The sequence below is a fragment of the Kineococcus lubricus genome (assembly GCF_050871965.1).
Lineage (GTDB): Bacteria > Actinomycetota > Actinomycetes > Actinomycetales > Kineococcaceae > Kineococcus.
In genome coordinates, this window is sequence record NZ_JBJLSK010000014.1 from 54,526 (window position 1) to 72,077 (window position 17,552).

19 protein-coding genes and 3 tRNA genes are annotated in these 17,552 nt (G+C 75.6%); 8 read left to right on the forward strand and 14 right to left on the reverse strand.

The genetic code is table 11. The features are described from left to right. The gene (purF, locus tag ACRYRX_RS12245) at positions 1-1,548 is read left to right on the forward strand and encodes an amidophosphoribosyltransferase (RefSeq protein WP_432512212.1); all 1,548 of its coding nucleotides are present in this window, start codon (positions 1-3) and stop codon (positions 1,546-1,548) included. Beyond that, positions 1,545-2,633 carry a phosphoribosylformylglycinamidine cyclo-ligase gene (purM, locus tag ACRYRX_RS12250; RefSeq protein ID WP_432512213.1) on the forward strand — a complete coding sequence of 363 codons (1,089 nt, stop codon included), beginning with the start codon at positions 1,545-1,547 and terminating at the stop codon, positions 2,631-2,633. Before purF ends, purM begins: the two co-directional genes overlap by 4 nt. A gap of 66 nt (positions 2,634-2,699) precedes the next feature. Here the strand turns inward: purM and ACRYRX_RS12255 are convergent, their stop codons facing one another. Next, positions 2,700-2,957, reverse strand: a complete 258-nt coding sequence (locus ACRYRX_RS12255) for a DUF3073 domain-containing protein (RefSeq protein WP_432512214.1) — start codon at positions 2,955-2,957, stop codon at positions 2,700-2,702. A 216-nt stretch (positions 2,958-3,173) separates the two neighbouring features. Between ACRYRX_RS12255 and xylB the strand changes: the two genes are divergently transcribed. Next, positions 3,174-4,601: a xylulokinase gene (gene xylB / locus ACRYRX_RS12260; RefSeq protein WP_432512215.1), complete on the forward strand. Its 1,428-nt coding sequence runs from the start codon at positions 3,174-3,176 to the stop codon at positions 4,599-4,601. 7 nt (positions 4,602-4,608) lie between these two features. Here xylB and ACRYRX_RS12265 read toward each other — a convergent pair whose 3' ends face one another. The 7 genes from ACRYRX_RS12265 to ACRYRX_RS12295 form a co-directional block, all read right to left on the reverse strand. Continuing rightward, positions 4,609-5,439, reverse strand: a complete 831-nt coding sequence (locus ACRYRX_RS12265) for a GGDEF domain-containing protein (protein WP_432512216.1) — start codon at positions 5,437-5,439, stop codon at positions 4,609-4,611. Continuing rightward, a complete protein-coding gene (locus tag ACRYRX_RS12270; RefSeq protein ID WP_432512217.1) occupies positions 5,436-5,756 on the reverse strand; it encodes a hypothetical protein in 321 nt (106 codons plus the stop codon). Before ACRYRX_RS12270 ends, ACRYRX_RS12265 begins: the two co-directional genes overlap by 4 nt. Positions 5,757-5,942: 186 nt before the next feature. Beyond that, complete coding sequence (locus tag ACRYRX_RS12275) at positions 5,943-7,439, reverse strand: hypothetical protein (RefSeq protein ID WP_432512218.1); 1,497 nt, start codon at positions 7,437-7,439, stop codon at positions 5,943-5,945. Between the two features lie 293 nt (positions 7,440-7,732). Further along, positions 7,733-7,805 (reverse strand) — tRNA-Phe (locus ACRYRX_RS12280). 29 nt (positions 7,806-7,834) lie between these two features. Then, positions 7,835-7,908: transfer RNA gene (locus ACRYRX_RS12285), tRNA-Asp, on the reverse strand. 110 nt (positions 7,909-8,018) lie between these two features. Beyond that, positions 8,019-8,091: transfer RNA gene (locus ACRYRX_RS12290), tRNA-Glu, on the reverse strand. A gap of 91 nt (positions 8,092-8,182) precedes the next feature. Next, positions 8,183-9,289, reverse strand: a complete 1,107-nt coding sequence (locus tag ACRYRX_RS12295; protein ID WP_432512219.1) for a DNA topoisomerase IB — start codon at positions 9,287-9,289, stop codon at positions 8,183-8,185. A gap of 68 nt (positions 9,290-9,357) precedes the next feature. Here ACRYRX_RS12295 and ACRYRX_RS12300 point away from each other — a divergent pair, with 68 nt between their 5' ends. Next, a complete protein-coding gene (locus ACRYRX_RS12300) occupies positions 9,358-10,401 on the forward strand; it encodes a PHP domain-containing protein (protein WP_432512220.1) in 1,044 nt (347 codons plus the stop codon). Here the strand turns inward: ACRYRX_RS12300 and ACRYRX_RS12305 are convergent. Beyond that, positions 10,337-11,212 carry a helix-turn-helix domain-containing protein gene (locus tag ACRYRX_RS12305; protein WP_432512221.1) on the reverse strand — a complete coding sequence of 292 codons (876 nt, stop codon included), beginning with the start codon at positions 11,210-11,212 and terminating at the stop codon, positions 10,337-10,339. The genes ACRYRX_RS12300 and ACRYRX_RS12305 overlap by 65 nt on opposite strands. A gap of 103 nt (positions 11,213-11,315) precedes the next feature. Between ACRYRX_RS12305 and ACRYRX_RS12310 the strand changes: the two genes are divergently transcribed. Beyond that, entirely contained in the window at positions 11,316-12,011 is a 696-nt protein-coding gene (locus tag ACRYRX_RS12310) for an SDR family NAD(P)-dependent oxidoreductase (RefSeq protein ID WP_432512222.1), read from the forward strand. 44 nt (positions 12,012-12,055) lie between these two features. Here the strand turns inward: ACRYRX_RS12310 and ACRYRX_RS12315 are convergent, their stop codons facing one another. Continuing rightward, complete coding sequence (locus ACRYRX_RS12315) at positions 12,056-12,481, reverse strand: rhodanese-like domain-containing protein (RefSeq protein ID WP_432512223.1); 426 nt, start codon at positions 12,479-12,481, stop codon at positions 12,056-12,058. Positions 12,482-12,574: 93 nt separating this feature from the next. On the opposite strand from ACRYRX_RS12315, the gene ACRYRX_RS12320 reads away from it, so the two are divergent. Continuing rightward, entirely contained in the window at positions 12,575-13,033 is a 459-nt protein-coding gene (locus tag ACRYRX_RS12320; protein ID WP_432512224.1) for an Lrp/AsnC family transcriptional regulator, read from the forward strand. 51 nt (positions 13,034-13,084) lie between these two features. On the opposite strand, the gene ACRYRX_RS12325 is transcribed toward ACRYRX_RS12320, so the two are convergent. Further along, positions 13,085-14,254: a phytanoyl-CoA dioxygenase family protein gene (locus tag ACRYRX_RS12325; RefSeq protein ID WP_432512225.1), complete on the reverse strand. Its 1,170-nt coding sequence runs from the start codon at positions 14,252-14,254 to the stop codon at positions 13,085-13,087. A 38-nt stretch (positions 14,255-14,292) separates the two neighbouring features. Then, on the reverse strand, positions 14,293-14,664 hold the full coding sequence (locus tag ACRYRX_RS12330; RefSeq protein ID WP_432512226.1) for a DUF2834 domain-containing protein: 372 nt from the start codon (positions 14,662-14,664) through the stop codon (positions 14,293-14,295). Between the two features lie 38 nt (positions 14,665-14,702). Here ACRYRX_RS12330 and ACRYRX_RS12335 point away from each other — a divergent pair, with 38 nt between their 5' ends. Then, complete coding sequence (locus ACRYRX_RS12335; protein ID WP_432512227.1) at positions 14,703-15,368, forward strand: MerR family transcriptional regulator; 666 nt, start codon at positions 14,703-14,705, stop codon at positions 15,366-15,368. Next, complete coding sequence (locus tag ACRYRX_RS12340) at positions 15,365-16,309, forward strand: hypothetical protein (RefSeq protein WP_432512228.1); 945 nt, start codon at positions 15,365-15,367, stop codon at positions 16,307-16,309. Before ACRYRX_RS12335 ends, ACRYRX_RS12340 begins: the two co-directional genes overlap by 4 nt. On the opposite strand, the gene ACRYRX_RS12345 is transcribed toward ACRYRX_RS12340, so the two are convergent. Continuing rightward, positions 16,269-16,487: a hypothetical protein gene (locus ACRYRX_RS12345; protein WP_432512229.1), complete on the reverse strand. Its 219-nt coding sequence runs from the start codon at positions 16,485-16,487 to the stop codon at positions 16,269-16,271. The genes ACRYRX_RS12340 and ACRYRX_RS12345 overlap by 41 nt on opposite strands. A gap of 639 nt (positions 16,488-17,126) precedes the next feature. After that, positions 17,127-17,294, reverse strand: coding sequence for a hypothetical protein (locus tag ACRYRX_RS12350; protein ID WP_432512230.1), 168 nt, complete (start codon positions 17,292-17,294; stop codon positions 17,127-17,129). Positions 17,295-17,552 lie beyond the last annotated feature (258 nt).

Sequence of the window (17,552 nt, forward strand, 5' to 3'; positions counted from 1 at the left end):
GTGGCCCGCGGTGACGGACGTCTGAACCACGACCTGCTCCCCGGCGAGAAGGGCCCCCAGGACGCTTGCGGCGTCTTCGGGGTCTGGGCGCCGGGTGAGGAAGTCTCCAAGCTCACCTTCTACGGCCTCTACGCCCTGCAGCACCGGGGCCAGGAGGCAGCCGGCATCGCCGTCAGCAACGGCGAGCAGATCCTCGTCTTCAAGGACACCGGGCTGGTGTCCCAGGTCTTCGACGAGTCCGCCCTGGAGTCCCTGCAGGGGCACATCGCGGTCGGGCACGCCCGCTACTCCACGACCGGCGGCGGGGGGTGGCAGAACGCCCAGCCGACCCTGGGCGACACCGCCGGCGGGACCGTCGCGCTGGCCCACAACGGGAACCTGACGAACCAGTTCGCGCTGCGCGACATGCTCGCCGAGCGCTACCCCGAGGAGGCGCCGCAGCTGCCGCTGCGCGGGCGCCCCTCGCCCAGCGAGATCGCCCGCGGGAACACCACGGACACCGCGATCCTCACGGCCCTGTTCCGCGGCGACCCCGACCACACCCTCGAGGCCACCGCCGCCGAGGTCCTGCCGCACGTGCAGGGCGCGTTCTCCCTCGTCTTCATGGACGAGCACACCCTCTACGCCGCCCGCGACCCGCAGGGCATCCGCCCGCTCGTGCTCGGCCGCCTCGAGCGCGGCTGGGTGGTGGCCTCCGAGACCCCCGCGCTGGACATCTGCGGCGCCAGCTTCGTGCGCGAGATCGAGCCCGGTGAGCTCATCGCGATCGACGCGGACGGCTTGCGCAGCAAGCGTTTCGCCGAGGCGAAGCCCAAGGGCTGCGTCTTCGAGTACGTCTACCTCGCCCGGCCCGACACCTCGATCAACGGCAAGGTCGTGCAGGAGTCGCGCGTCGAGATGGGCCGGGTGCTGGCCCGCGAGCACCCCGTCGAGGCCGACCTCGTCATCCCCACCCCCGAGTCCGGGACCCCCGCGGCCATCGGCTACGCCGAGGAGTCCGGCATCCCCTACGGCCAGGGCATGGTCAAGAACTCCTACGTGGGCCGGACCTTCATCCAGCCCAGCCAGACGATCCGGCAGCTCGGCATCCGGCTCAAGCTCAACCCGCTCAAGCACGTCGTGGCGGGCAAGCGGCTGGTCGTCGTCGACGACTCCATCGTGCGCGGCAACACCCAGCGCGCCCTGATCCGGATGCTGCGCGAGGCCGGGGCCGCCGAGATCCACGTCCGGATCTCCTCCCCGCCGGTGAAGTGGCCGTGCTTCTACGGCATCGACTTCGCCACCCGTGCCGAGCTCATCGCCAACGGCCTGTCCGTCGAGGACATCGCCCAGAGCATCGGGGCCGACTCCCTCGGGTACATCTCGACCGACGGGATGATCACCGCCACCGACCAGCCGAAGGACCGGCTGTGCACGGCGTGCTTCACCGGCGAGTACCCGGTGCCGCTGAACGACCTCGACCGCCTCGGCGAGCACTCGATGGACAAGCCGCGCATCCCGATCACCCCCGTCACCCGGCACGAGACCCACCAGGGAGCACAGCAGTGAGTGGAACGACCTACGCCTCCGCGGGCGTCGACGTCGTCGCGGGGGACCGCGCCGTCGAGCTCATGAAGGCGTCCGTCGCCCGCACGCAGGGCCCGGAGGTCGTCGGCGGGTTCGGCGGGTTCGCCGGCCTGTACGACGTCTCGGTGCTCAAGGACTACCGCCGCCCGCTGCTGGCCACCAGCACCGACGGCGTCGGCACGAAGGTCGCGGTCGCGCAGGCCGTCGACAAGCACGACACGATCGGGTCCGACCTGATCGGCATGGTCGTCGACGACATCGTCGTCTGCGGCGCGACGCCGCTGTTCATGACGGACTACATCGCCTGCGGCAAGGTCGTCCCCGAGCGGATGGCCGCGATCGTCGCCGGCATCGCCCGCGCCTGCGAGGAGGCCGGGGTCGCCCTCGTCGGCGGCGAGACCGCCGAGCACCCCGGGCTGCTCGGCCCGGAGGAGTACGACGTCGCCGGCGCCGTCACCGGCGTCGTCGAGCACGACGAGCTGCTCGGGGAGCACCGCGTGCAGGCCGGGGACGTCCTGGTCGCCATGGCCTCGTCCGGGCTGCACTCCAACGGGTACTCCCTCGTCCGGCGCGTCTTCGCCGACGCCGGCTGGGCCTACGACCGGCACGTCGAGGAGTTCGGCCGCACCCTCGGCGAGGAGCTGCTCGTCCCGACCCGCATCTACGCCAAGCCCGCGCTCGCGACGCTGGCCACCGGCGGGGTGCACGCCATGAGCCACGTCACCGGCGGGGGTCTGGCCGCGAACCTGGCCCGCTGCCTGCCCGAGCACGTCACGGCCGAGGTAGACCGCTCGACGTGGACCCCCGGTGCGGTCTTCCGCCTCGTGCGCGACCTGGGGGGCGTGCCCGCGGACGACCTCGAGCGCACCCTGAACCTGGGCGTGGGCATGCTGGCGGTCGTCGCGGCGGACAGCGCGCAGGCGGTCGTGGACACGGTCGAGCGCGCCGGCATCCCGGCGTGGGTGTGCGGTGAGGTCCGGGAACGGACCGAGGCCGACGGTGCGAGCAACGGCAAGGGGATCGCAGGAGGCGTGACGCTCCTCCGGGGTTCTCACCAGGGCTGGTGAGGTCCGGGGGAGCGCCACGCCTCGTGCGCTACCGCGAGCTACTGCGCGATCTGGTCCTGCGCCCGGTCAAGCCCGGCGCTTGGACGACCAGTCGTCGTAGTCGTCCGTGGCGGTGTACTTCGACCAGTTCTCGGGGTTGTCGTCCGAGTCGTCGTCTTCCACGTCAGACTCCGGCGCCTCGGGGGCGGTGTCGCGCCCCGTCTGGCGGTACGGGTCGGGCCCGTGAAGCTCACGTTGCAGAGCGTTGTAGTCGGTGTCGGGACTGAAGTACTTCAGCTCCCGAGCGACCTTCGTCTGCTTGGCCTTCTGACGGCCGCGCCCCATGGCGTCGACCCCCTCGCGCGTCGGCCGGGGCAGTCTGTGCTACCCCGGAGCAGCTGTCATCTCTCCGTGCCCCCAAAGGTACATGTTCGGGAGACGTTCCGGCATCCCGGTCGCGCGGTCCGGTCCCGGACGGCCCAACGCGGCCGGTCCCGGCCCCCTGCCGGCCGTGGCCGAGCCCCGTCCGCGGCGTCCCGCCGATCGTGTTAGCTGTGCCCCATGACCAGCACAGGAGCCGGTGGGACCGCGCGGGCCGTGGCCGGGATCGACTCGTCGACGCAGTCGTGCAAGGTGGTCGTCCGCGACGCCGAGACGGGTGAGCTGCTGCGGATCGGGCGGGCCGCGCACCCCGACGGCACCGAGGTCGACCCCGCGCACTGGTGGCGCGCCCTGGAGGAGGCCGTCGCCGACGCCGGCGGGCTCGACGACGTCGCCGCGATCGCCGTCGGCGCCCAGCAGCACGGGTCGGTGCTGCTCGACGAGGCCGGGGAGGTGGTCCGCCCCGCGCTGCTGTGGAACGACGCCCGTTCCGCCCCGGCCGCGCAGGCGCTCACCGCCGAGCTCGGCGGCCCGCAGGCGTGGGCCGAGCAGGTCGGCAGCGTCCTGGTCGCCTCGCTGACCATCACCAAGCTGCGCTGGGTCGCCGAGCACGAACCGCGGAACGTGCCCCGCACCGCGGCGGTCTGCCTGCCGCACGACTGGCTGACCCACCGGCTCGGCGGAGGCGACCGGCTGGTCACCGACCGCGGGGACGCCAGCGGCACCGGCTACTGGTCGCCGGCCGACGGCCGCTACCGCGAGGACCTGCTGGAACGGGCGTTCGGCGCGGTGCCCGCGCTGCCGGAGGTGCTGGGCCCGGCCGCCGCGGCCGGCACCAGCCGCAGCCCGCTCTCACACGGGGCCCTGCTGGCGCCCGGCACGGGGGACAACATGGCCGCCGCCCTCGGGGTCGGCGCCCGCGTCGGCGACGTCGTCGTCTCGATCGGCACCTCCGGCGTCGTCAGCGTCGTCAGCGACCGGCCCACCCGGGACGCCAGCGGGCTCGTCGCCGGCTTCGCCGACGCCACCGGTCGCTACCTGCCGCTGGTCTGCACGCTCAACGCCGCCCGCGTGCTCGACTCGGCGGCCCGGATGCTCGGCGTCGACCACGCCGAGCTGTCCCGGCTGGCCCTGAGCGCGCCCGCGGGCAGCGGCGGGCTCGTCCTGGTGCCCTACCTGGAGGGGGAGCGCACCCCCGTCCGCCCGGACGCCACCGGCGCCCTGCACGGCCTGACGCTGTCGACGTCGACCCCGGCCCACCTCGCCCGCGCGGTGGTCGAGGGGCTGCTGTGCGGGCTCGCCGACGGCCTCGACGCGCTCGCGGCGCAGGGCGTCGAGGTCGGGCGGGTCGTCCTCGTGGGCGGCGGCGCGCGCTCGGAGGCGGTGCGGGTCCTGGCCCCGGCCGTCCTGGGGCGCCCCGTCGTGGTGCCCGAACCGGGCGAGTACGTCGCCGACGGCGCGGCCCGGCAGGCGGCGTGGGCGCTGGCCGGTGGGGACGGCCCGCCGCAGTGGTCCCTGGGCCGCTCGCAGACGTTCGAGGCCGACCCCACCCCGGCCGTCCGCGAGCGCTACGCGCAGGTGCGCGACCTCACGGCCACCCGCGTCTGAGGGCCGGTCACGGCGCGCGGTGCGCCCGCTTGTCCTCGTACATGCGGGCGTCGGCCTCGGCCAGCACCGCGTCCGTGGACCGGCCCGGGTCGTCGGCCGCCCAGCCCACCGACAGACCGGTCCGGACCCCCTCGGCGACCTCCAGGACGCTGCGCCGCAGCCGGCGGGCCAGCGCCTCCACGTGCCCGGCCGGGACCGAGTCCACGAGCACGACGAACTCGTCCCCGCCCAGCCGCGCGACGGTGTCGCCGGGCCGCACCTCCGCCGCGAGCCGGCGCGCGACGTCGACGATGAGGGCGTCCCCGACCCGGTGGCCGAACGCGTCGTTGACCTCCTTGAGGCCGTCGACGTCGCACAGCAGCACGAACGTCCGCAGCCCCGTCCCGGTCCGCGCCCGGGCCCGGGCCCGCTCCCAGCGGTCGGCCAGCAGAGCCCGGTTGGGCAGGCCGGTCAGCGCGTCGTGCCGGGCGCGGTGGCCCAGCTCGCGCTGGGCGGCGAGGCGCTCGGTGACGTCCCAGACGGCCAGGACGACGTGGTCGGCGGCGCGGGACCGGGCCACCACCTCCACGCGCAGGTCCGGACGCGCCCGCGGGCGCACCCGCACCGGCCCCAGCCGCTCACCCGGCCGGCTCGCCGCCCGCGCCAGCGCCCGGGCGGCCCGGTCCCGGTCGCGCTCGACGACGAGGTCCAGCACGTCGGTCCCCACCAGGTCGGCGGGAGCGACCGCGACGAACCGGGCGACGTCCGGGGAGGCCCACAGGACGGTCGAGCCGGACAGCAGGACCGTCGCGGGGGCGTGCGCGGCGAGGGCCCGCCAGTCGGCCCCCGCGGGCGTCACGAGCCGGCGGCGCCGGACCGTCCGGCGAGGCGGTCACCCACCGCGGCCAGGGCCGCGGCCGCGGCCGTCGTCGTCAGCACCGCCGGCCACGGCCCGACCCGCTTCGACAGCGGGTGCGAGGCGCCGACGAGCCCGACGGTGCCCAGGGCCAGCGCGGCGGCCAGCGCGGGGGAGCGGCGGCCCCAGCGCGGCAGGGCCGCGCCGAGCCCGGCCACCAGGGCCACCCCCGCCAGCCGCCGGTTCCCGGTGCTGCGGCCGACGGCGTAGCCGCCGAGGACGGCGGGGGCGATGAGGGCGGGGCTGGGGATCGTCGGCACGGCAGGAGGTTACCCGCGCCGCCCGGGCCCCGACCCTCCGCTCCCGGTCGCCAGGGCCGGGACGGCTCAGGCCCTCCGCCCCCCGACGAGCGCGCCCGCCGGGTGGGTGCCGTGGTACCGGCACGAGGAGGACCGCGGACGACGACCGCGGCGAGGGCACGACCGGCCGAGGGACCGGCACCCCGCCTACGACGAGCCGTTCCCCGGCGACCCCACCGGCGCCCGGCCCGCGCGGGCCGGCTGCGGCTCGGGGACGAAGAGCGCCGGTGGCACCCGGCGGCGCAGCTGCGCGAGCACGTCGCCCGCGCCGCGGAAGTCGCCGGCGTCCACCGGCACCGCCGGGCCGTCACCGGTCTGCAGCACGTGCGTGCCGTCGGGGAGCACGCTGACGCCCACCACGTCGCCCCAGGGGGCCACCACGTCGCCCTCGGCGAGGCGCAGCGCCACCCCGTCGTCGCCGACGACCAGGCGCACGCCGCGGGGCACGCCGCGGAACAGCCGAGGACGCAGCTCACGCCCCGCCGGCAGGGGGTGCGAGCTCGGCGCCAGGCGGCGCAGGCCGGGCCGCTCCAGCCCGGCGTCCCCGGGCAGCAGCACCAGCGCCTCAGCCAGCGCCTCGCCCACCGCCGCGCGCAGCCGGTGGGCGTCGCGGTCGCGGGTCTGCTGGAACCGCTGCGCGGGTGTGCGCACGGGCAGGCCCAGCAGCAGCTCCTGCGCCGCCGCGGCCGTGGCGTCACCGGTGGCGCGCGGGTCGGCCAGCGCTTCGAAGGCCTGCTCGACGTCCGCCTCCACCTCGGCCGCGGACGGTCCCGCGGTGGCGAAGCGCTCGACGACGTCCAGCAGCAGCCCGGCGACCGCAGCGGCCCGCTCGGGGTCGTTGTCGGCGTGCAGCGCCACCTCGCTGGTCGTGAGGTCCACGCGCAGCCCGTCGGTGCCGACGTCGTACGCCAGGCCCCGCTCGTGGCGCACGGCGTCCTCGCCCGCGCGGGCGAGCATCCGCGCGATCGCCAGGTCGGTACCGTCCCCGGTGCGCAGCCGCAGGGAGACGGCCGTGCCGCCGGCGGCGGAGTCCCACGCGGGCAGCTGCAGGGCGCGCGGCGCCAGGGGGGCCACGGCGGCGCGCTCACCGGGCGGCAGCGGCAGGCGGAGCCCGTCGGGCACCGGCCCGGTCAGCGCGAGGACGGCGTTGCCGCGGGTGAACCAGCGCGCCGCCCACGCCTCGACGGCGGCGGCACCCAGGTGCGCGACGCCGAGGTCGCGGTAGGCGGTCAGGGCCGCCCCCCGGCAGCCGTACCGCAGGCTCGCGGCCTCGGCGGCCGGCCCGCCGCCGGAGCGCTCGGCCTCGGCGGTCAGGACGCCCCGCTCGACCTCGAGGGCGGTGGTGTCCAGCCGCTCGAGCTGCCGGCACACCCGGGCCAGGAAGTCCACGACGTGACGGGCCGAGCCCGTCGCCTCGAAGGTGGTGGTGTGGGCGGAGACGTGCGCGTTCGCCTCGATGGGGACCCGGCCCACGCCGCGCATCACGAGGTGCTCGACCAGGTGGGTCACGCCACCGTCGACGAACGACTCGTCGGCGCGCCCGACGCGGAAGACGAGGGCCGCGGACAGCGGCTCGGGGCCGGCTGCCCACAGGACGGGCACGCCGTCCACCTCGGTGGCGGGGATCTCGTCGAGCAGGCGCACCCGTCGAGCGTAGGCAGCGGTGACGGCCGGCCGGTGCGCCGGGCACGGGTGTCACCCGCCCGGGGGATCGCACCGCGTCGCGGTCCCGGCCGGTGGTGGGCGCAGACGCCCGGACCGGGGCCGCTCCGCACGGGGCCACCACGAGGTCGGCCCGCAGCGGGTGCGGCCCACCGGTTCGGCCACCGCGCCCCCGCGGGTCGGACGACGAGCACTCACGGGGCGCTGTGCGGCAGGTACGCGAAAGGCCCCTCCGAAGAGGGGCCTCGCGATGCAGAAGACCTGGTCAGTCCAGGTGGCCAGGAGCGGGGTCGAACCGCTGACCTTCCGATTTTCAGTCGGACGCTCTACCAACTGAGCTACCTGGCCGTGCCGGGCCGGTGAACCGGCACGACGAGCGACCCCGACGGGACTCGAACCCGCGACCTCCGCCGTGACAGGGCGGCGCGCTAACCAACTGCGCTACGGGGCCTCAATGAAGCCTTGGTCTTGCTGTCTTGCTCGCCTCGCGGCCTTGCTTGCAAGAACCTTACCCGATCCGCGGGGGTGGTGGTGACCACCCTCTGGACCGGAGTCCCTGCGTACCCCCAACGGGATTCGAACCCGTGCTACCGCCTTGAAAGGGCGGCGTCCTAGGCCACTAAACGATGGGGGCGCACCCCGGCACTGCTGCCGGAGCCCGTCCAGCATAGGGGACGCGCGCAGGTGCTGCCGACGAGGCCCGGGCACCCGCGGTCGCCGCGCGGTCAGGCCGCCCGCCCGGTCCCCGGCACCGACAGCCGCCGCGACGCCACCACCGGCCGGCGGCCCCGCGCGATGGAGCGGGTCACGGCCTCGGGGTCGGTGTGCAGCAGGTCCCGCACGGCCTGCTCGACCGCGCCGTGGGTGGCCGGGTTGCCGAACCCCTCCGAGCCCAGGTCTCCCAGGGCCGGGGCGATCGTCACGCCGTCGCCGAACAGGTCCATCACCCGCGGGTCGATGTAGCTGCTGCGGCACACGGTCGGCGTGTTGCCCAGGTACTCCGAGACCTCCGCGCAGGCCCGCGTCACCGCCCGCTTGCGGGCCGTGGGGGTGGCGGCCACCGGCAGCGACACCGCGAGCGCCACCGCGGCCAGGACCGTGGCGTGCCAGGTCCGGAAGTCCTTCGCGCTGACGTCGGGCCCGATCGTCTCGTGCAGGAAGTCGTTGACGTCGTCGGCCGTCACGTCGTGCCAGCCGCGCGACGTCCGCCACACCAGCAGGTCGTCCCCGCCGCCGCGGCGGCGTTTGAGGGAACGCACCACCTCGCGCACCGCCGGGTCCGAGACCACCGCCGTCCGGTCCTTGCCGGACTTCGCCACGTACGAGAACACCAGGTCCTCGCCGTGCTGGTGGACGTGGTCGCGGCGCAGCGTGGCCAGCCCGTACGAGCCGTTCTCCTCGGCGTAGCTGTCACCGCCGACCCGGAAGAACCCCAGGTCCAGCAGCCGGAAGGCGGCGGCCAGGACGCGCTCGCGGGTCAGGCCCGACCCCTGGAGGAGATCGCTGACGCGCTCGCGGGCCGCGGGCAGCCGGGCGGCGACCTCCAGCACCCGGTCGTGCTTGGCCCGGTCCTGCTCCAGCCGCCACTGCGGGTGGTAGCGGTACTGGCGCCGGCCCCGGTCGTCGGTGCCGACGGCCTGCAGGTGCCCGTTGGGGTGGGGGCAGATCCACACGTCGGTGTAGGCCGGCGGGATGGCCAGCGCGTTGATCCGGGCGATGACGTCGGGGTCGGCGATGCGTTCCCCGGCGGTGTCCAGGTACGTCCAGCCGCGGCCCCTGCGGCGCCGGGAGAAACCGGGCGAGGAGGCGGACACACGACGCAGACGGGCCACCTGCCGATGGTGCAGAGTGGGCCGCGACCGCGCACCCCGAACGGGTGCCGAACACCGGGGGTGGACTCGTGGATCCCGTGCAGGCGTTGCGGCGCACGGCGTTCCTGCTGGAACGCGAACGGGCCAGCAGTTACCGGGTGCAGGCCTTCCGCGGGGCCGCGGCGGTGCTGCTGGCCCTGGACCCCGACGAGTTCGACGCCCGGCTGGCCGCCGGGACGCTCACCGACCTCAAGGGCATCGGGAAGTCGTCGGCCGAGGTCGTCACCCAGGCCGCCGCCGGCCGGACCCCCGACCGGCTCGCCGCGCTCGAGGAGGCCGCCGGTCCCCTCGTCGAGGGCGGGCAGGAGCTGCGGGCGCAGCTGCGCGGGGACCTGCACGCCCACACCGACGCCAGCGACGGCGGCAGCCCCCTGGCCGAGATGGCGTTCACCGCGGCCGAGCTCGGCCACGAGTACCTCGCCGTCACCGACCACTCCGAGGGCCTGAAGGTCGCCAACGGCCTGACGCGGGAGCGCCGCGAGCGGCAACTGGCCCAGATCGCCGCGCTGGCCGCGCCGCTGGCGCCGTTCCGGCTGCTGTCCGGGATCGAGGTCGACATCGACCGCGACGGCACCCTGGACTGCCCGCCGGACCTGCTCGCCCGGCTCGACGTCGTCGTCGCCTCCGTCCACTCCGCGCTGCGGATGCCCCGCGCCGCCATGACCCGCCGCCTGCTGACGGCGATCGGGTCCGGGCGCGTGGACGTCCTGGGCCACTGCACGGGCCGGATGGTCGCCGGCGGCCACGGGCGGGTGGGGCCGGGAGGACGCCCGCCCAGCGAGTTCGACGCCGACGCCGTCTTCGCCGCCTGCGTCGAGTTCGACGTCGCCGTCGAGATCAACGCCCGCCCCGAACGCCTGGACCCCCCGCGCGCGCTGCTGCGGCAGGCCGTGGAGGCCGGGTGCCTGTTCACGCTGTCCACCGACGCCCACGCCCCCGGGCAGCTCGACTGGCAGCCCTACGGGTGCGCCCGGGCGCAGGAGTGCGGCGTCCCGGCCGAGCGGGTCGTCACGACCTGGCCGGCCGAGCAGGTCCTGGAGTGGACGCGGCGACGACGCCCCGCCCCCGCGTGACGCGCAGGAAATCCAGCTTCTCCGCGTCGGCCGACCCCGCCGGCGCGGTGTAGACGACGAGCCGGACGTCCGAGCCCGGGGCGGTCAGCACGTCGCAGTCGCAGGTCACGTCGCCCACGTCGGGGTGCTCGATCGTCTTGCGCGCCGACACGTGCCGCCCGACGGCCCCGGTGTCCCACAACCGGGCGAACTCGGCGCTGTCCCGGCGCACCTCCTCCACCAGGCCCGCCAGCCGCCGGTCGCGCGGGTGGTCGGCCAGCGCCGTCCGCAGGTCCGCGACCAGGGCGGCCGGCATCCCCGGGTCGGCGTTGCGCACCGGCCACCGCGACAACCCGGCCGACGCGCCGGTGAACACCGCCCGCACCAGGCTGCGCTGCTCCTCGGCCAGCCCCGCGGGGTCCCCGATGAGCGCCGCCCACGACGGCGTCCACGACAGCAACCGCCAGTCGGCGCTGAACACCCCGACCGGGAACTGCCGCAACCGGGCCAGCATCCGCTGCACCCCCGGCGGGACGTGGTCGGAGACCACCCCGTCCGCCGGCGGCAGCAGCCCCGCCAGCCGGTACGCGTGGTCGCGCTCGCCCGGGTCCAGCTGCAGCGCCCGGCACAGCGCTGCGACCACCTGCGCCGACGGGCTCGTCGCGCGGCCCTGCTCCAGGCGCACCACGTAGTCGACGGACAACCCGGCCAGGTCGGCCAGCTCCTCGCGCCGCAGCCCCACCGCCCGGCGCCCCGACCGGACGCTCAGCCCCACGTCCAGCGGCGACAGCCGGTCGCGCCAGCGGCGCAGGGCGGTTCCCAGGTCCTCCACCGCCCCATCGTGCCCCGCGCGCCCGGGGACCTGCCTGGTACCGGTGGTCCTACCGTCGCGGGGGGCACTGGTCCCACCCCGTCCCCGGGGCGAGGGTTCAGCCATGACCACCACGTTCATCACCGGAGCCAACAAGTCCCTCGGCTACGAGACCGCCCGCCGGCTCGTCGAGGCCGGGCACACCGTCGTCGTCGGCGCGCGCGACCCGCAGCGGGGCCGGGCCGCCGCGCAGGCCCTCGGCGCGCGGTTCGTCCAGGTCGACGTCACCGACGACGCGTCCGTGCAGGCCGCGGCCGCCGACGTCGCCGCGCACGAGGGGACCGTCGACGTCCTGGTCAACAACGCCGGTGTCGGGGGGCCGCACAAACCGGCCGACGAGATCACCGCCGCCGACCTGCACGCCGTCTACGACACCAACGTGGCGGGGGTCGTGCGGGTCACGCACGCGTTCCTGCCGCTGCTGCGCCGGTCGTCGAACCCCGTCGTCGTGAACGTGTCCAGCGGGATGGGGTCGTTCGCCGCGACGCACGACCCCGGCCGGGTGGAGTCGACGCTCGCGCTCCCGCTGTACACCTCCTCCAAGGCGGCGCTGACGATGCTGACGACGCAGTACGCGAAGGCGCTGCCGGACGTGAAGTTCAACGCGGCCGACCCCGGGTACACGGCGACGGACTTCAACGGGCACTCCGGGCCGCAGACGGTGACGGAGGGGACCGACGCGATCGTCGAGCTCGCCACGATCGGGGTGGACGGGCCGACGGGTCAGTTCCGCGACCGGTCGGGGACCGTGGCCTGGTGAGGTCCCCGGCGGGGCGCGGTGAGCGCCCCGCCGGGTGCGGTCGCTCAGGGCAGCGGCACGGGGGCGACGAGCGGGTCCGGGGCGCGGCGGGAGCGCCCGGCGTCGCTGACGGTCGCCAGCCCCTCGCGGGCCCAGTACTCGAACCCCCCGATCAGTTCGCGCACCGAGGTGTACCCCATCGTGGCCAGGGTGGCGGCGGCCCTGGTGGCGCCGTTGCAGCCCGGGCCCCAGCAGTGGACGACGACCGGGGTGTCCAGGTCCGGCACCAGCTGCCGGACGCGGTCGCGCAGCTGCGCACCGGGCAGGTGCAGGGCGCCGGGGATGCGGCCCTGCGCCCAGCTCTGCGCCGAGCGCACGTCCAGGACCACGGGCGCCTCGCCGGCGGCCCGGGCGGCGGCCAGGTCGGCGGGGTCGGTCTGGAAGGCCAGCTGGGCGGCGAAGAAGGCCAGGGCGGGGTTCTCGTGGGTCATGCCGCCATCGAACCGGGACGGCGGGCCCCGGACCAGGGGCGTTCCCCGGTGATCTGGCTCTCCGGCCGGTGGTCCACCGGTAGTTTCGGTGTCGTGACGACGAATCCCCGGCCCACCCTGGACGCGACCGATCACGCCCTGCTGGAGCAGGTGCAGCGGGACGGCCGGGCCAGCGTCGCCGACCTGGCCCGCGCGATCAACCTGTCCGCCAGCGCGACCGCCGACCGGCTGCGCCGGCTCACCGACACCGGCGTCGTCACCGGCTACAGCGCGGTCCTGGACCCGGAGGCGCTCGGGTACGCCGTCACGGCCTTCGTGCGCCTGGCGTACCCGACCGGCAACTACAAGCCGTTCCACGACCTGCTGGACACCACCCCGGAGGTCGTCGAGGCCCACCACGTGACGGGGGACGACTGCTTCGTCCTGAAGGTCCTCGCGCGGTCCATGCGCGACCTCGAACGGGTCACCGGCAGGATCGCGACCCTGGGCGGCATCACCACCAGCGTCGTGTACTCCAGCCCGCTGCCGCGTCGGCGCCTGAGCCCGGCGTGAGCGCCGGGGTCGACCCGACCCCCGGCGCCCACCCGCCGGCCGGCGGGCCGGTCAGACCGCGTCGGTGCGGCGCCGCGCGGCGTACGCGTCGAGCTCGGCGGACGTCTTCTGCGCGTCCCAGCCCTCGGCCAGGGCCCGGTGCAGCAGTTCGGTCTGCGACAGCGGGGTCAGGCCCCCGACGTTGGGGTCGAGGTCGAGGTTCGTCGGGAACGGGTACCCGTCGGCGGCGCTGGTGACGGCGTTGGTGAGGAACTCCTCGGAGGCGCCGGACCCCTTGCGGGACAACAGGGCCGGGTAGACGGCCTTCGCCACCTTCACCCGGTCGACGGTCTCCATGGCCCGGCCGAACGCCGAGGAGACCTGGAGGAGGTTCGCCGAGCGCTGGACGTCGGCGGACACGTTCGACCCCGCGCCGTGGAACAGGGCCGGGTTGAAGAACCCGGCGTCGCCCTTGGCCAGCGGCAGCTGAACGTGGTGCTGGGCGAAGTGCTCGCGGAACTCCGGCAGGCGCCACGCGAGGTATCCCTGCGGGTACTGGTGGGAGTACGGCAGGTAGAGGGTCGGGCCGGACTCGACCGGCATGTCGCTGTGGGCGACGGCGCCCTGCAGGGTGAGGACGGGGGAGAGCAGGTGCACGTGCGCGGGGTAGCGGGCCGCGACGGGGTTCGACAGGAAGCCGAGGTGGTAGTCGCGGTGCGGGTCCTGCGCCCGGCCGCCGGGGCGGACGAGGTTGACCTGGGAGGTGACCTGGTAGCCGGGGCCGAGCCAGGCGGTGGCGACGAGGGCGAGGACGTCGTTGGCGTAGTAGTCGACGAACGCCTCCGGGTCGCGGACGGCGAGCTTCTCCAGGGCGTTCCAGACGCGGTCGTTGGCGCCGGCCTTCGCGAAGTGGTCGCCCTTGGTGGTGCCTGCGGCCTTCTCGTCGGCGATGACCGCGTCGAACACGGCGCTGACGCGGTCGACGACGCCGAGGTCGTCGAAGGCGCCCTTGAACACCGCCACGCCCGGGCCGTCGGTGAGGGCGCGGACCAGTTCGGCCTCGACGGCCTCGCGGTCGCGGGTCACGGCCGAGCGCAGCGAGGCGGCGTCGTAGACCAGCACGTTCTGCTGGACGTCGGCGGCGTGCGGGTAGTCGGCGAGGTCGGTGGTGCGGTCGACGAGCTTCGCGAACTCGGCGAGGTCGCAGTCGCTCTCGCGGAAGCGGATGGGGTGGGTGGTCATGGACGTCTCCTCGTCGCGGGTCGGGCGCACCCGGGAGCCTAGGCGCCGGGCGGTGCGGGGTCGCGGCGGCTCCGGCGGCGCAGGGTCAGTTCCCGCAGCGCCAGGAACAGCGGGAAGGTGAACGCGAGGGCGACGGCGAAGGTGAGCGGCACGAGGAGCCAGCTCCACCGCGTCCAGCCCAGCCGCCGGCTCTCGACGGCGAACAGCACGCAGGTGGCCAGGGCGGTGACGACGACGTCGACGGCGGCCGAGGAGCTGGCGGGGTTGACGAACCAGGCCTCGACGTAGCCGAGGCCCTGCGGGTCGGCGATGAAGCGGAGGTTGAGGGCCCAGGTGCCGGCGAGGCCGGCGAGCGCGAGGGCGAACCACAGGGCGGCGAGCGGGAGGTTCCCGCGGGGAGAGGCGGTCACGTATTGACAGTAACACTATCGATAGCGAAACTGTCGATGTGCGCATCTCCGAGCTCAGCGACCGCAGCGGCGTCAGCACGGCCTCCATCAAGTACTACGCCCGCGAAGGGCTGCTGCCCGCCGGGGAACGCACCGGCTACAACCAGACCGACTACTCCGAGGCGCACCTCGAACGGCTCCGCCTCATCCGCTCGCTCATCGACGTCGGCGGCCTGACCGTCGCGGCGACCGCCCGCGTCCTGTCCGCCGTCGACGACCCCGGCCTGCCCCTCGCCGAGGTCATGGGCGTCGCGCAATCGGCTCTGCCGCAAGGGATCACTCCACCCACGGCGGGTTCGGTCCGGCGCGTCGAGGAACTCGCCGCCGCCCGCGGCTGGCACGTCCACCACGGCGACCCCGCGGTGCGCGCCGCCGCCGCCGTCCTCGACGCCTACAGCGCCGTCGGCCGCGACGACCTCGCCGCCAGCCTGCCCGCCTACGCCCACGCCGCCGACCTCGTCGCCGAGGCCGACCTGGACGCCGTCGCCGCCTCCGTCGACGCCGCCCGTGCCGGCGGCGACCACGGCGACCGGGAGGCCACCGCCCAGACCGTCGTCGTCGGCACCGTCCTCGGCGACCAGCTCCTCGCCGGGCTGCGCCGCATCGCCCAGCAGAACGTCGCCCTCCGCCGCTACGGCCCACCGCCCGAAGGGACCAGCTCGTGAGCACCCTCGACCTCCGCCCCGCCCCCGCCGTCCCCACCCCCTCCCGCTGGAACCGCCCGCTGGTCGTCCTCGCCGCCGCGATGGCCGTCCTCGCCGTCGTCACCGCGGTCCTCGCCGTCGTCGACCCCCAGCGCGTCCTGGGGCAGAACGCCTGGTTCAAACCCCTGAAGTTCGCCCTGTCCATCGGCGTCTACGCCCTCACGATGGCCTGGCTCGTCGGCCTGCCCGGGCTGCGCCGGCCCCGCCTCGCCGCCGGCGCCGCCGCGGTCACCACCGCCGGGCTCGCCGTCGAGATCGTCATCATCGTGTGGGCCGCCGCCACCGGCACCACCAGCCACTTCAACGTCGCCACCGCCCTGTCCACGACCCTGTGGTCGGTCATGGGCGTCTCCATCGCCGTCGTGTGGGTCACCACCGCCGTCGTCGGCCTGCTCGTGTTCCGCAGCCCGCTGCCCGACCGCGCCCGCACCCTCGCCGTCCGCGCCGGGGTCGTCCTGGGGCTGGTCGGGATGGCGCTGGCGTTCCTCATGACCACGCCCACCGCCGCCCAGCTCGCCGACTTCCGGGGCGTCGCCGGGGCGCACGCCGTGGGCGTCCCCGACGGCGGCCCGGGCCTGCCGTTCCTGGGGTGGAGCACCGAGGGCGGGGACCTGCGCATCGGCCACTTCGTCGGGCTGCACGCCCTGCAGGTCCTCCCGCTGGGCCTGCTGGCCCTGGAGGTCGCCGGCCGCCGCGTCGCGGCCCTGCGCGAGGAAGGCGTCCGCTTCCGCCTCGTGGCCGTCGCCGCCGTCGGCTACGCCGGGCTCGTCGCGCTGCTCACCGTCCAGGCCCTGCTCGGCCAGCCGCTGCTGGAACCCTCGCCGCTCGTCCTGACCGTCGCCGTCGGCGGCGCGGTCGGCCTCACCGGTCTGGCGGCAGGAGCGCTGCGCCGAGGGCGGTGAGCAGTTCCACGACCTCGGCCCGGTCCAGCCGCACCGTCGAGACGCACACCGCGTCCTGCCACGTCGACAGCACGACCCGGTCGGCCTCGGGGTGGGTGGTCACCCGCACCGCACGACCGGGCCGGTCGGCGTCGCGCACGACACCGGTGCGCACCCCGTGCCCCACCGCGTTCCCCATCCACCGAGTCTGCGCCGCCGGGCCGGGGGTGTCCAGGGAACGACCTGTGGATCTCGTGGGGTCCACTCCTCCGCCGGCCGCGGGCTCCTCCACGACCGCACCGCGAACCGCGTGCCGAACCGCCCCGGAGGGGGTCGAGGAGGCGGTGGACGCCCCCGCGCAGGGCCGCGCGGTCCCGCAGGTCACCGAGTTCGCCGGCGACCGACCGCGTCGTCGGCCCAGCCGTCGGCACGGGCACGGACGTCGACCTCCTGGTCGTGGATGACGACTCCCCGGTCGGGGGCGCACCGGGTCCGCGACGGTGGCGGTCCTGCCCGAGGGGAAGGTGACCGCGACGTCCCCCTCCGTGCACCCCGCCCCGGTGCTGTGCACGCTCACCCGTGCCCGGCCCGCGAGTCGATCCGGTGGTTCCGGCGATCCCGTTGCGGCGCAGCCGGTCGGCTGACCGGTGCGGGGCAGGACCCCAGGCGGCCCCGTCCACCGGCCTGCGCGGGCGAACCCCGGCCCGTGCGCGCAGACCACCGAGTCGACGCTGCGGGGTGGGACCTCCGCGACGTCCACGACGACGGCGCGGTCGGTGGACCGGGGGAGTTCCGGCGGCCCCTGCCGGGCGTCGTCGGGGGGACCGGGCCGTGTCGCTCATCGCCCCTCCGCGGCCGGTGGGCCGCTCGCCCGCAGGTCCGCGACGGCTGCGGTCAGCAAGGTGGTGAGTTCACCGACCGCGTCCTGGGCGGGGTGCAGCACGGTGACGCCGACGATGAGGTCGCCGACGCGCAGGTCCCGCGCGCGGGCGTCATCGACGCGCACCCGGCGACCGCTGACTCCGCCGCTCCCGGAGGGGGTGGGGTGGTCACCCCGGTCACCGCCGACGGGTTGCTGGAGGAGTTGCGCCTGTCGTGGTGGGGCGGAGAGCCCCCGCCGATGCCTCGGGCCTGCGACCTGACTCACCTGTGGTGCGCTGCCCTGGAGGGACCGCGCCCGTACCGCAGGATGACCGCGCGCCCGCGCACCGACGGATGACGGTGGCGTCAGACCAGCAGGAGGGTCTGACTCAGCACGAGCAGC

Coding starts and splice junctions, on each gene's coding strand:
- xylB (WP_432512215.1), top strand. CDS start 3,174: ATGACCAGCACAGGAGCCGGTGGGACCGCGCGGGCCGTGGCCGGGATC.
- ACRYRX_RS12315 (WP_432512223.1), bottom strand. CDS start 12,481: ATGACCCACGAGAACCCCGCCCTGGCCTTCTTCGCCGCCCAGCTGGCC.
- ACRYRX_RS12325 (WP_432512225.1), bottom strand. CDS start 14,254: ATGACCACCCACCCCATCCGCTTCCGCGAGAGCGACTGCGACCTCGCC.
- ACRYRX_RS12345 (WP_432512229.1), bottom strand. CDS start 16,487: ATGGGGAACGCGGTGGGGCACGGGGTGCGCACCGGTGTCGTGCGCGAC.
- ACRYRX_RS12310 (WP_432512222.1), top strand. CDS start 11,316: ATGACCACCACGTTCATCACCGGAGCCAACAAGTCCCTCGGCTACGAG.
- ACRYRX_RS12255 (WP_432512214.1), bottom strand. CDS start 2,957: ATGGGGCGCGGCCGTCAGAAGGCCAAGCAGACGAAGGTCGCTCGGGAG.